Raw genomic sequence first — 11,950 nt, forward strand, 5'->3', positions numbered from 1 at the left:
AAACATGATGACACGCTACCTCACGCCTACGCAGGAGGGAGGCACCCGACCTCGAGGGCCATGCATCGCCCTGCTGTGCCAGCAGGGGGAACGAGTGTATCAATGCACCGATGGCGAGACTCCACCGGCGGGAACACAGATGGCGGGCACCTTACATGAGAACGATGTCATATTGCTCCTGAGTATAATGCGCCTCGACCTGGAAACGGATGGTCTTGCCGATGAAACTCTCGAGGTCCGCCACCGAGGCCGACTCTTCATCCAGCAGACGGTCCACCACGTTCTGGGAGGCCAGCACCATGTAGGTATCCGGACTGTAGGCACGCTCTTCGCGCATGATCTCACGGAAGATCTCGTAGCAGACCGTCTCCGGCGTCTTGAGGGTGCCGCGCCCCTGGCAGGTCGGACAGGCTTCGCACAGCACCTGCTCCAGACTCTCGCGGGTACGCTTGCGGGTCAGCTGCACCAGCCCCAGTTCGGTCACGCCGGTCATCTTGTTCTTGGCGTGGTCCCGCTCCAGCGACTTCTCGAGCACTCTGAGCACCTGACGCTGATGCTCGGCCTCTTCCATGTCGATGAAGTCGATGATGATGATGCCACCCAGGTTGCGCAGACGCAGCTGGCGGGCTATCGCCGTGGCCGCCTCGAGATTGGTCTTGAAGATGGTCTCTTCAAGATTGCGATGCCCGACGAAGCCACCGGTATTAACGTCGATGGTGGTCATCGCCTCGGTCTGGTCGATCACCAGATAGCCGCCGCTCTTGAGCTGGACCTTGCGCCCCATCGCCTTGTGAAGCTCATCCTCGACGCTGAACAGATCGAAGATCGGCCGCTCGCCGGGGTAATATTCGATGCGCCCTTCCATGTCCGGCATGAATTCGCTGGAGAACTCCTTCAAGCGCAGATAGTTCTCGCGGGAATCGATGCGCACACGCTCGATCTCGTCTCGCATCACGTCACGCAGGGTACGCATGAACAGTGGCAGATCGTCATAGATCACGCTGGGCACGGCGGCAGTCAGACGCCGCTCGCTGACCTTGCGCCACAGCCGCAGCAGGAAATGCATGTCCTGCTTGAGCTCCGCCTCGCTGATGCCCTCGGCGGCCGTGCGCAGGATGAAGCCCCCCGGAGCGTCCGGGTCAAGCTCGGTCAGGCAGCGCTCGGTCATCTCCTTGAGCCGCTCACGCTCGACATCGCTCTCGATACGCTGCGACACCCCGGTGTGGGGAGAGTCGGGCATGTAGACCAGATAGCGGGATGGTACCGACAGATGCGTGGTCAGACGCGCGCCCTTGGTGCCGATGGGGTCCTTGGTGACCTGCACCACCAGCGGCTGACCTTCGCTGAGCAGCTCGCGGATCGACAGCTGCTCATCATGCGGGGTATGCGCGGGCATCACCTCCTGCGCATGGATGAAAGCGGCACGTTCGAGACCGATGTCCACGAATGCCGCCTGCATGCCGGGCAACACGCGCACCACCTTGCCGCGATAGATATTGCCGACGATACCGCGCCGACCGCTGCGTTCGATGAACGCTTCCTGCAGAACACCGTTCTCGACGACCGCAACGCGGGTCTCCATCGGTGTCAGGTTGATCAATACCTCGCCACTCATAGCGCAAGTCCTTGTAAAGTCGTTGCTTGCGATTATGACATAGCAAGGCAGCCCCCGGCTGTGGTCTATCGACTAACGATGTCACCGGCGGCTGATTTTCCACAATCCCCTCGGCGGCCCCCTGCCCGCCCGCCCACCGTCACGACTGCCAGCAGGCAATGCCCCTGGCCATGAGCAAGCGGGACGTCTCGTGCAATGGCAGCCCGACCACCGCGCTGTAACTGCCTTCAAGATGGCTGACGAAGATGGCGCCCAGCCCTTGGATCGCGTAGCCGCCGGCCTTGTCCGCGGGTTCTCCCGTGGCCCAGTACCGCGCGGCCTCCTCACGATGGATGGCGCGAAATGTCACGCGGCTCTCGACCAGCTCGCTCTCGCAGCACAGGGATGGTGACGGCTCGTTCGAGGCGGACGCCTGCTGACGATGGCAGAGCGTCACCGCGCTCAGGACCTGATGACGACGACCGGAAAGCGCCATCAGCATCTCGCGGGCATCCGCTTCATCGCGAGGCTTGCCCAGAATCCGGCCATCCAGCGCCAGGGCGGTATCGGCTCCGAGCACCACCGCCTCAGCCTCCCCCTTGTCCAATCGCCTGAATCCGGCCTGTGCCTTCTCACGCGCCATGCGCATGACGTAGTGCTCCGGCGACTCATCGGGACGAGGTGTTTCATCGATGTCGACCGGGGCCACCTCACACTTGACACCGATACTGGCCAGCAGCTCACGCCGACGCGGCGAGCCGGACGCCAGGACGAGACGTGGCGAACGTCCGGAAATCTCGGGCGCTGCGGGGGTTGCGACAATGGACGACGACGCTGACATGTCTCCCTCCTGGGCGGGTTTCTTGATCATGAGACAGCAGAAAGCCGCCCGAAGGGGCGGCTCTCAAGCATACGATATGCCACAGGCTCACGCCGTCAGTCGACGACGCAGCATCTGCAGCAGGGTGTAGAGCCAGGGCCACAGCGCACCCCCAATCACCGCCGACAGCAGGAAGGACAGACTCACTGGCCCGGCACCGAAGATGCTGCGCAACCACTGGTCCACCAGCTGCGCGATGCCCAGCACCACGATCACCAGCAAGGCCTGCTGCAGCAGTGAGTAGGCGCGGATGCGCTGGTAGAGCAACACGCCCATGAAGGCGGTCAGCGAGAGCACCAGCGCATTGTGCCCCAGCGGTGCCCCCTGCAGGACATCCAGCGCCAGGCCGAACAGGAAGCCATGGAAGACACCGACACTCTGCGGCGAGACGATGCACCAGTAGACCAGCATCAGACCGAGCCACTGTGGACGCCATATCAACCACACATCCGGCAAGGGCATGACCTGAAGACACAGGGCCAGCAGCAACGAGAACCAGCACAGCAAGGTGGTCTGGGGACGAAAGGCCATCAGTTGTTCTCCCCTGGCGCATTGGCGCTCTGCTGCGCCTCGGCATCCGCCGCGTCCTCGTCACCCGCGTCCGAAGCGGGCGCGGCGAGGTTGTCCTTGGGCAGCTCGTCAAGACTGTCATCCACGTAGAGGCTCTCCACGTCGACGGCGGGTGGCATCTGGATCAGGAAGTTGCGCGAACGCTCAAGCTGGGCAATGGGTTCGGCACTGACGCGAGCGAAGGGCTTGCCGGGGTCATGATAGACCTCGGTGACACGTGCCACCGGCAGGCCACGCGGAAAACGCAGCGCGAGCCCTGAGGTCACCAGCAGGTCCCCGACACGGATATCCGCGGTGTCCGGCACGTGCAGCACATCCACCTGATCGATCTTGCCGCTGCCCTGGGCAATGAAGCGCAGGCCATTGCGATTGACCTCCACCGGCACGGCATGACTGGCATCACTGATCATCAGCACACGACTGTTGTAGGCCGACGTGGAGATGACCTGACCGACCAGCCCGTAGGCATCCAGTACCGGCAGGCCGATGCGCACGCCGTCCTGCTCACCGCGATCCACCACCATGCGATGGGAGAACGGATCAGCATCAAGCGTCAGCAACTGGGACGTGATGTAGGGGATATCGCTGCGCTGACCGGCATTGAGCAATTCGCGCAGACGGGAATTCTCGGCAGACAGGCTCGCCATGCGTTGCACACGGCTGGACAGATTGAGCAGCTGCTCACGCAGTGCCCGGTTTTCATCGGCGAGCTTCTGCTGGTCGGCAAACACCAGTGCGCCCCAGCTGAGGCCCTCTGTAGGCAGACTGACCACCCATTGCACAGGGGAAACCAGTGTCGCCATGCTGGCACGCACGTCGACCATCCAGCTGAAGCGATCTTCGGCAAACATCAGCGCGAAGGACAGCACCGCACACAACAGCATGCGATAGCCGGGCACGGGGCCACGCGTGAACAGGGGTTTGATAGCACTTCCTCCGACAGGCCGGGACCAGCCGTACAGCACACAGCATGCCCGGCCCCGGACGAGGTCAATCGCTCGACAGCAGCTCGAAGGTGTGCTGATCGATCATTTCCAGCGCCTTACCACCGCCACGCGCCACGCAGGTCAGCGGGTCTTCGGCGATGATCACCGGCAGGCCCGTCTCTTCCGCGATCAACTTGTCGATGTCACGCAGCAGCGCACCACCGCCGGTCAGCACCAGACCGCGCTCGGCGATGTCGGATGCCAGCTCCGGTGGAGACTGCTCGAGCGCGCTCTTGACCACCGAGACGATGGCCGCCAGCGGCTCCTGCAGCGCATCGAGAATCTCGTGGGAGTTGAGCGTGAAGGAGCGTGGAATGCCTTCGGCCAGATTGCGACCGCGCACGTCGATCTCGCGCAGCTCGCCGCCCGGGTAGGCACAGCCGATCTCTTCCTTGATGCGCTCGGCCGTCGCTTCGCCGATCAGGCTGCCGTAATGGCGACGCACGTAGGAGGTGATGGCTTCGTCGAAGCGGTCGCCGCCGATGCGTACCGACTCGGAGTAGACCACGCCGTTGAGCGAGATGATGGCGATCTCGGTGGTACCACCACCGATGTCGACCACCATGGAGCCCATGGCTTCCTCGACGGGAAGACCAGCACCGATCGCGGCCGCCATGGGCTCCTCGATCAGGTAGACCTCACGCGCACCGGCCCCTTCGGCCGATTCCTTGATGGCGCGGCGTTCGACCTGGGTCGACATGCACGGCACGCACACCAGAACGCGAGGGCTGGGCGTCAGGAAGGTGCTCTGATGCACCTTGCGGATGAAATGCTGGAGCATCTGTTCGGTGACGGTGAAGTCGGCGATGACGCCGTCCTTCATCGGGCGGATGGCCGTGATATTGCCGGGGGTACGCCCCAGCATGCGCTTGGCATCGGCACCGACAGCCGCGACGCTGCGGGCATTCCCGGATTGGCGAATGGCAACGACGGAGGGCTCGTCGAGCACGATACCGCGACCGCGCACATAAATGAGCGTGTTGGCGGTACCCAGATCGATCGACAGATCGCTCGAGAACAGCCCACGTAAACGTTTAAACATGGAAGTTGATCACCTAGTCCAGACCGGAACCCTGTGCAGACGCGAACGGTACCATTGCCACCCCATGGCGGCAAGCTGACACGCCTGCCAGCGCGCCGCAGATGTGGTACATTTCACGCCGAATCACACTGTGACAGCGCAACGGGCGAGCAGTTGCCTCACCGCTGGCCAACGCCAGGTCACCGAGCAGACTGCACTCGCCGTTACCTCAAGCCTCACGAAGCCAAGACAGGGAAACTTCCATGGCCCTTGAACATTCAGATGTGCTGCGTGCCGCTCACCTCGCACGCCTGGGTCTTGCCTCGCAGGATGCCGAAGCCTATGTCGCGGATCTTGATCGGATTCTCGCCATGGTCGACCAGCTGCAACAGGTCGACACCGACGGCGTCGCTCCCCTGGCGCACCCGCTGGAAGCCACGCAACGCCTGCGTGCCGACGAAGTCACCGAGTCAAATCAGCGCGAGCGTTTTCAGCAGGTGGCTCCGGCCACAGAACAGGGGCTGTATCTGGTACCGCGCGTCGTCGAGTGATCACGCCTGGCCGATCCCTCACGTGAGGTGAGAGACCGCCAGACCTGATACCACGCCACGCGGCACGCCCCGTCCGCCCCCGGAATTTCCGCGTGCGATGCCCTTTGCATCGTGTGCACAGATGGAATCGAACATGTCATCGTCCATTGCACTACATGACAAGACGCTCAGTGAGCTGGCGCAAGGCCTCGAGGCCGGCGAGTACACCAGTCGCGAGCTGACGGAAGCCTTCCTGGCCCGTATCGAACGCCTCGACGGCGAGCTCAACAGCTACATCACCCTGTGCCGTGAAGAGGCGCTGCGCGAGGCCGATGCCGCGGACGCCAGGCGTGCCGCCGGCAATGCCGCGCCGCTGACCGGCGTGCCGATGGCCATCAAGGACATCTTCTGCACCGAGGGTGTGCGCACCAGCTGCGGCTCGAAGATGCTCGACAACTTCATCTCCCCCTACGACGCCACCGTGATCGAGAAGCTCAAGGCCGAAGGCGTGGTGATGCTGGGCAAGACCAACCTCGATGAGTTCGCGATGGGCTCCTCGAACGAGAACAGTTACTACGGTCCGGTCAAGAACCCGTGGGACCTGTCCGCCGTCCCGGGTGGCAGCTCCGGCGGCAGCGCCGCTGCCGTCGCCGCAGGCCTCGCCCCGGCGGCACTGGGCACCGATACCGGTGGCTCCATCCGCCAGCCGGCTGCCTTCTGTGGCATCACCGGCCTCAAGCCGACCTACGGCCGCGTCTCCCGCTACGGCATGATCGCCTACGCCTCCAGTCTCGATCAGGGTGGCCCGATGGCACGCTCCGCCGAGGACTGCGCGCGCCTGATGAACGTGATCGCCGGCGCCGACCCGCGTGACTCCACCAGCGTGGTACGTGGTGTGCCGGACTACGTCGAAGGCCTGGACTATGACCTCAAGGGCCTGAAGATCGGCCTGCCGAAGGAATACTTCGGCGACGGCCTGTCAGCGGAGGTCGAAGCCTCCGTGCGTGCCGCGATCAAGGTCTTCGAGGATGCCGGTGCCAGCGTGCAGGAAATCTCCCTGCCGCATACCCACCTGGCCATCCCGACCTACTACGTGATCGCACCGGCCGAGGCCTCCTCCAACCTGTCGCGTTACGACGGCGTGCGTTTCGGCCACCGCTGCGCGGACCCGCAGGACCTGGAAGACCTCTACAAGCGCACCCGCGAGGAAGGCTTCGGCGACGAGGTGAAGCGCCGCATCCTGATCGGCACGCACACCCTGTCCGAAGGCTTCTTCGATGCCTACTACATCAAGGCCCAGAAGGTGCGTCGCCTGATCCGTCAGGACTTCCTCGATGCCTTCGACCAGGTCGATGTGCTGATGGGGCCGGCGGCACCGACCCCGGCGTTCGATCTCGGCGCGCACAAGGACCCGCTGTCCATGTACCTGCAGGATCTCTACACCATCGCCATCAACCTGGCGGGCATTCCGGGCATCAGCGTGCCGGCCGGCCTGGCTGGCAAGCGCCCGGTGGGTCTGCAGATTCTCGGCCCGCACTTCGGTGAGCAGACCCTGCTGGGCGTCGCGCACCAGTTCCAGCAAATCACCGACTGGCACCGCCAGCGCCCGGAATTCGGACAGGAGCAAGCCTGATGCAATGGGAAGTCGTAATCGGGCTTGAGGTTCACGCTCAGCTCGCCACCCAGTCAAAGATCTTCTCCGGCTCGTCCACCACCTACGGTGCCGAGCCCAACACCCAGGCCAGCGCCGTCGACCTCGGCCTGCCGGGCACCCTGCCGGTGCTCAACGAGCAGGCCGTGGCCATGGCCGTGCGCTTCGGCCTCGCCGTCAATGCCGCCGTGGCCGGCCGTTCGGTGTTCGAGCGCAAGAACTACTTCTACCCGGATCTGCCCAAGGGCTACCAGACCAGCCAGATGGATCAGCCCATCGTCGGGCCGGGTGAACTCGAGATCCTGCTCGAGGATGGCACGCGCAAGTCGATCCGCATCCACCATGCCCATCTCGAGGAAGACGCCGGCAAGTCGCTGCACGAAGACTTCCAGGGCATGACCGGCATCGACCTGAACCGTGCCGGCACACCGCTGCTGGAAATCGTCTCCGAGCCGGACATGCGCTCCGCCAAGGAAGCGGTGGCCTACGTCAAGGCGATCCACGCCATCGTGACGTACCTGGGCATCTCCGACGGCAACATGGCCGAAGGTTCCCTGCGTTGCGACGTCAACGTCTCGGTGCGCCCCAAGGGGCAGGAAGCCTTCGGCACCCGCGCGGAGATCAAGAACGTCAACTCCTTCCGCTTCATCGAGCGCGCCATCCACTTCGAGGTGGAGCGTCAGATCGAGCTGATCGAGGACGGCGGCAAGGTCGTGCAGGAAACCCGCCTGTATGATCCGGATGCCGACGAGACGCGCAGCATGCGCACCAAGGAAGAAGCCAACGACTACCGCTACTTCCCGTGCCCGGACCTGCTGCCGGTGGAAGTCGACGACGCCTACATCGAACACCTGCGCCAGACTCTGCCCGAGCTGCCGGCCGAGAAGCGCGCACGCTTCGAGGGCGAACTGGGGCTGTCCGCCTATGATGCCAGCGTGCTGTCCGCCAGCCGTGAGATGGCCGACTTCTTCGAGGAAGTGAAGGATGTCTGCGGCGACGCCAAGCAAGCCGCCAACTGGGTGCAGGGCGAACTGGCCGGGCGTCTCAACAAGGAAAATCTCGACATCACCGTGAGCCCGGTCTCGGCAGCCCAGCTGGGGGGCCTGATCAAGCGTATCGTCGATGAGACCATCAACGGCAAGGCCGCCAAGCAGGTGTTCGCCGCGCTGTGGGATGGCGAAGGCGAGAGCGCCGACGAGATCATCGAGTCACGTGGCCTCAAGCAGGTCACGGACACCGGTGCCATCGAGGCAGTGGTCGACCAGGTGATCGCCGACAATCCGGCTCAGGTGACCCAGTATCAGGAAGCCGAACCGGACAAGCGTGGCAAGATGATCGGCTTCTTCGTCGGTCAGGTGATGAAGGCCTCACGCGGCACCGCCAACCCGCAACAGGTCAACAAGGTGCTCAAGGAAAAGCTGGACAGCCTCAGCTGATCCTGCGCCTCTGAGTCATCCTGTCGCTGCATGCAACGGCCAGTCACGGACATCCCGAGGCTGGCCGTTGTCGCTCCAGGACTCAAGGCATTTCCAGTCAATCGTCGCTTCGCGAAGGAAGTTCTGATGGCAGATGATGTCGGTGCGCGCCTGCGGGCGCTGCGTACGCTGCGGGGCATCTCGCAACGCGAGCTGGCCAAGCGCTGTGGGGTGACCCATTCCAGCCTGTCACTGATCGAACAGGGCAAGGTCAGCCCCTCGGTCAGCTCACTGTCCAAGATTCTCGCCGCCATTCCCATGAGCATCGGTGATTTCTTCACCATGGAACTCGAGAACACCGCCAAGGTGTTCTATGGCGAAGAGGAACTGACGAACGTGGGCAGCGGGGAGGTGGTCTTCAAGCTGGTCGGGGCCAAGCGTCAGGATCGCAATCTGTCGTTCATGATCGAGACCTATCCGCCCGTCAGTGACACCGGCCGCGAGATGATCACCCATCAGGGAGAGGAAGCCGGTGTGGTCATCGAAGGCGAGATCGAGATCACCATCGGCAGCGACACCCGGGTATTGAAAGCCGGTGAAGCCTACTACTTCGATACCAATGTGCCGCATCGCTTTCGCAACATCGGCGAAGTCGAGTGCCGTCTGGTCAGCTGTGCGACGCCGGCGCGCATGTTCTAGACCTTGCGGCAAACACTTGCGGCAGATGACAACAGAAAAGAGGCCACGCGATCGCGTGGCCTCTTTTCGTGCTGCACGGTGTTTCCGCCAACGCGTGACAGCCCGGTTCGGCCCGGTTTCAGTTCAGCCCAGCCCAGCCCAGTTCAGCCTAGCTCAGTCCAGCGCGATCCAGACACTCTTGAGCTGGGTGTATTCCGCCAGCGAGTGATGGGACTTGTCGCGCCCGTTGCCGGACTGTTTCACGCCGCCAAAGGGCATGCTCTGATCGCCCCCCGCCCAGTTGTTGACGAAGACCTGGCCGGATTCGAGACGATGGGTCATGCGCATGATGCGGCCGATGTCCTGGCTCCAGAGCCCCGCCGCCAGTCCGAAATCACTGTCATTGGCCAGCGCCAGCGCCTCCTCTTCGGTCTCGAAACCGAAGACCGACAGCACCGGCCCGAAGATTTCCTCACGGCCGATCACCATCTCGGGCGTGACGCCATCGAAGACCACCGGACGGATGAACAGCCCCGGCCCGGCAACGTCTTCGCCGCCGGCACGCAGCACCGCCCCCTCCTCGATCCCCTTGCGGATGTAGCCCATCACGCGCTCATGCTGGGTGCTGTCGACCATCGCCCCCATGAAGCTTGTCGGGTCCAGCGGGTCGCCCGGCTGCATGCGCTCGGCAGCCGCCACCACCTTGGCGACGAAGACGTCGCGGATCGAGTTTTCCACCAGCAGGCGGGAACCGGCGATGCAGACCTCGCCCTGGTTGTAGAAGATGGCGGCAGCGGCACTCTCCGCCACGCGATCCAGATCCGCGCAATCGGCGAACACGATGTTGGGGCTCTTGCCCCCGCACTCCAGGAAGACACGCTTCAGGTTCGACTGTCCGGCATACTGCATCAGCTGCTTGCCGACGGCGGTGGAACCGGTGAAGGCCAGACACTCGACGTCCATCGACAGGGCCAGCGCACGCCCGACGGTATGCCCGAAGCCCGGCAACACCTGGAAGACGCCACTCGGGATACCTGCCTCACGTGCGAGTGCCGCCAGACGCAGCGCTGACAGTGGTGACTTCTCCGACGGCTTGAGGATGACACTGTTGCCCGCGGCCAGCGCCGGCGCGACCTTCCAGGCCGTCATCATCAGCGGGAAGTTCCACGGCACGATGGAGGCCACCACCCCCAGCGGCTCGCGCAGCACCAGCCCCAGCACCTGCTCGCCGGTCGGCGCGACCTCGCCGTACAGCTTGTCGATGGACTCGGCCTGATGGCGGATCGAACCGATCGCTCCCGCCACATCATCCAGCGCGCTGGTGATCGGCTTGCCCATGTCGAGGGTATCCAGCAGCGCCAGCTCATCCTGGTGTCTCTCCATCAGGTCCGCCAGCCTGAGCAGCACGCCCTTGCGCTCGACAGGCGCCATGCGCGACCAGACACCCCTCTTGAAGGCGGCGCGCGCATGCCGGACGGCGATCTCGGCATCGGCGCCGTCACAGCTGGCCACCTTCGCCAATCGTTTCCCAGTGGCCGGATTGAGGCACTCGAAGGTCTCGCCGCTGACCGCCGGCACGAAGTCATCGTTGATGAAGGCATTGCCTTGCAGTTGCGGCGTCAGACGGGCGGCGAGCGCCTGCCAATCGGTCAATGTCCGGGGACGGCTCATGATCAGGATTCCGAAGTCAGGTAAGAGGGGGCAGGTCACACGAGAACGCAGGAGAGGCAGCCCGCACCATGTCATCCTGCAGCGTCTGCAGGCGCGCGGGACGCGGCTTCGTCGTCATCTTCACGACGGCTGACGAGGTGTCTCCTGAACGGATGATGCTTGCCTGGACCTGTCCCGACAGGCCGCGGCAAATCCTTCCAGAATCGCCTGATACAGCGGGTGCTGACGTGGCTTCCATTCGGGGTGCCATTGCACCGCCAGCGTGAAGGCTCCCGCTGCGATGATCGAGATCGCCTCCACCAGACCATCCGGAGCGACCGCTTCGACACGCAGCCCCTCGCCCAGCCGCGCGATTCCCTGCTGATGCACGGAATTGACCCGCGCCTCAGGCGCGGCGTACAACTCGGCCAGCCGCCCGCCCGGCAGGATGCTGATGCCATGGGAGGGGGCGAACTGCACGTCGAGATCGCCCTCGGGCTCACGATGATCCCTCAAGCCGGGCACGTTCTGCACCGCCTGATGCAAGCTGCCACCGAAGGCGACGTTCAGCTCCTGAAAGCCGCGACAGATACCCAGCAACGGCAGTTGCAACTCGAGCGCCAGCGGTACCCAGGCCATGGCTGACGCATCTCGTGCCGTGTCTTCGTAGGTATTCTCCGGCGCGATGGCCTCGCCATACCGCGCCGGGTGCACGTTGGAATAGCTGCCCGTCAGCAGCAACCCATCCAGTCGCGCCAGCAGCGCTCTGGCCGAGTCAGCCATGACGTCTTCCCATACCGGGATCACCAGTGGCTCCAGTCCGAATTCGCGCAGGGCACTGACGTACTTGTCAGTCACCATGTGCGCCGGATGGCCTTCAATCGTGCGACGGCAGGCGATCACACCCACCAGAGGGCGAGACGTCATGGATTCTCCTTCAGGGGCCGCTCATGCACCCCGGTCATTTGGTATGTT

Annotated in this window: 11 protein-coding genes; 4 read left to right on the plus strand and 7 right to left on the minus strand. The window is 63.8% G+C overall.

Going from position 1 to position 11,950, the window contains the following annotated elements; translation table 11 throughout:
* Positions 1-151: 151 nt before the first annotated feature.
* The 5 genes from rng to BFX80_RS14115 all read right to left on the minus strand — a co-directional run bounded on the left by rng (position 152) and on the right by BFX80_RS14115 (position 5,072).
* Positions 152-1,615: a ribonuclease G gene (gene rng / locus BFX80_RS14095; RefSeq protein ID WP_077371558.1), complete on the minus strand. Its 1,464-nt coding sequence runs from the start codon at positions 1,613-1,615 to the stop codon at positions 152-154.
* Between the two features lie 139 nt (positions 1,616-1,754).
* Complete coding sequence (locus BFX80_RS14100) at positions 1,755-2,435, minus strand: Maf family protein (protein WP_084209231.1); 681 nt, start codon at positions 2,433-2,435, stop codon at positions 1,755-1,757.
* An 87-nt stretch (positions 2,436-2,522) separates the two neighbouring features.
* Entirely contained in the window at positions 2,523-3,005 is a 483-nt protein-coding gene (mreD, locus tag BFX80_RS14105; RefSeq protein ID WP_077371553.1) for a rod shape-determining protein MreD, read from the minus strand.
* Positions 3,005-3,928, minus strand: coding sequence for a rod shape-determining protein MreC (gene mreC, locus BFX80_RS14110; RefSeq protein ID WP_077373090.1), 924 nt, complete (start codon positions 3,926-3,928; stop codon positions 3,005-3,007). Before mreC ends, mreD begins: the two co-directional genes overlap by 1 nt.
* 106 nt (positions 3,929-4,034) lie before the next feature.
* Positions 4,035-5,072, minus strand: coding sequence for a rod shape-determining protein (locus BFX80_RS14115; protein WP_043332576.1), 1,038 nt, complete (start codon positions 5,070-5,072; stop codon positions 4,035-4,037).
* A gap of 242 nt (positions 5,073-5,314) precedes the next feature.
* On the opposite strand from BFX80_RS14115, the gene gatC reads away from it, so the two are divergent.
* The 4 genes from gatC (at position 5,315) to BFX80_RS14135 (ending at position 9,346) form a co-directional block, all read left to right on the plus strand.
* A complete protein-coding gene (gene gatC, locus BFX80_RS14120) occupies positions 5,315-5,602 on the plus strand; it encodes an Asp-tRNA(Asn)/Glu-tRNA(Gln) amidotransferase subunit GatC (RefSeq protein WP_077371550.1) in 288 nt (95 codons plus the stop codon).
* A gap of 133 nt (positions 5,603-5,735) precedes the next feature.
* Positions 5,736-7,214 carry an Asp-tRNA(Asn)/Glu-tRNA(Gln) amidotransferase subunit GatA gene (gene gatA, locus BFX80_RS14125; RefSeq protein WP_077371547.1) on the plus strand — a complete coding sequence of 493 codons (1,479 nt, stop codon included), beginning with the start codon at positions 5,736-5,738 and terminating at the stop codon, positions 7,212-7,214.
* Positions 7,214-8,668, plus strand: coding sequence for an Asp-tRNA(Asn)/Glu-tRNA(Gln) amidotransferase subunit GatB (gatB, locus tag BFX80_RS14130; RefSeq protein WP_077371544.1), 1,455 nt, complete (start codon positions 7,214-7,216; stop codon positions 8,666-8,668). Before gatA ends, gatB begins: the two co-directional genes overlap by 1 nt.
* A 126-nt stretch (positions 8,669-8,794) precedes the next feature.
* On the plus strand, positions 8,795-9,346 hold the full coding sequence (locus BFX80_RS14135) for a cupin domain-containing protein (RefSeq protein WP_084209232.1): 552 nt from the start codon (positions 8,795-8,797) through the stop codon (positions 9,344-9,346).
* 153 nt (positions 9,347-9,499) lie between these two features.
* Here BFX80_RS14135 and BFX80_RS14140 read toward each other — a convergent pair whose 3' ends face one another.
* Together BFX80_RS14140 and BFX80_RS14145 are read right to left on the minus strand one after the other, a co-directional pair.
* The gene (locus BFX80_RS14140) at positions 9,500-10,996 is read right to left on the minus strand and encodes an aldehyde dehydrogenase (protein WP_084209233.1); all 1,497 of its coding nucleotides are present in this window, start codon (positions 10,994-10,996) and stop codon (positions 9,500-9,502) included.
* A gap of 120 nt (positions 10,997-11,116) precedes the next feature.
* Positions 11,117-11,902 (minus strand): gamma-glutamyl-gamma-aminobutyrate hydrolase family protein, encoded by a 786-nt coding sequence (locus tag BFX80_RS14145; RefSeq protein WP_084209234.1) that lies wholly within the window; start codon positions 11,900-11,902, stop codon positions 11,117-11,119.
* Between the last annotated feature and the right edge of the window lie 48 nt (positions 11,903-11,950).

It is taken from the genome of Cobetia marina (assembly GCF_001720485.1).
GTDB lineage: Bacteria > Pseudomonadota > Gammaproteobacteria > Pseudomonadales > Halomonadaceae > Cobetia > Cobetia marina.

What these genes read in the sequence shown, in the direction of transcription:
- rng (WP_077371558.1), bottom strand. Translation starts at nt 1,615, where the DNA reads ATGAGTGGCGAGGTATTGATCAACCTGACACCGATGGAGACCCGCGTT.
- BFX80_RS14100 (WP_084209231.1), bottom strand. Translation starts at nt 2,435, where the DNA reads ATGTCAGCGTCGTCGTCCATTGTCGCAACCCCCGCAGCGCCCGAGATT.
- mreD (WP_077371553.1), bottom strand. Translation starts at nt 3,005, where the DNA reads ATGGCCTTTCGTCCCCAGACCACCTTGCTGTGCTGGTTCTCGTTGCTG.
- mreC (WP_077373090.1), bottom strand. Translation starts at nt 3,928, where the DNA reads ATGCTGTTGTGTGCGGTGCTGTCCTTCGCGCTGATGTTTGCCGAAGAT.
- BFX80_RS14115 (WP_043332576.1), bottom strand. Translation starts at nt 5,072, where the DNA reads ATGTTTAAACGTTTACGTGGGCTGTTCTCGAGCGATCTGTCGATCGAT.
- gatC (WP_077371550.1), top strand. Translation starts at nt 5,315, where the DNA reads ATGGCCCTTGAACATTCAGATGTGCTGCGTGCCGCTCACCTCGCACGC.
- gatA (WP_077371547.1), top strand. Translation starts at nt 5,736, where the DNA reads ATGTCATCGTCCATTGCACTACATGACAAGACGCTCAGTGAGCTGGCG.
- gatB (WP_077371544.1), top strand. Translation starts at nt 7,214, where the DNA reads ATGCAATGGGAAGTCGTAATCGGGCTTGAGGTTCACGCTCAGCTCGCC.
- BFX80_RS14135 (WP_084209232.1), top strand. Translation starts at nt 8,795, where the DNA reads ATGGCAGATGATGTCGGTGCGCGCCTGCGGGCGCTGCGTACGCTGCGG.
- BFX80_RS14140 (WP_084209233.1), bottom strand. Translation starts at nt 10,996, where the DNA reads ATGAGCCGTCCCCGGACATTGACCGATTGGCAGGCGCTCGCCGCCCGT.
- BFX80_RS14145 (WP_084209234.1), bottom strand. Translation starts at nt 11,902, where the DNA reads ATGACGTCTCGCCCTCTGGTGGGTGTGATCGCCTGCCGTCGCACGATT.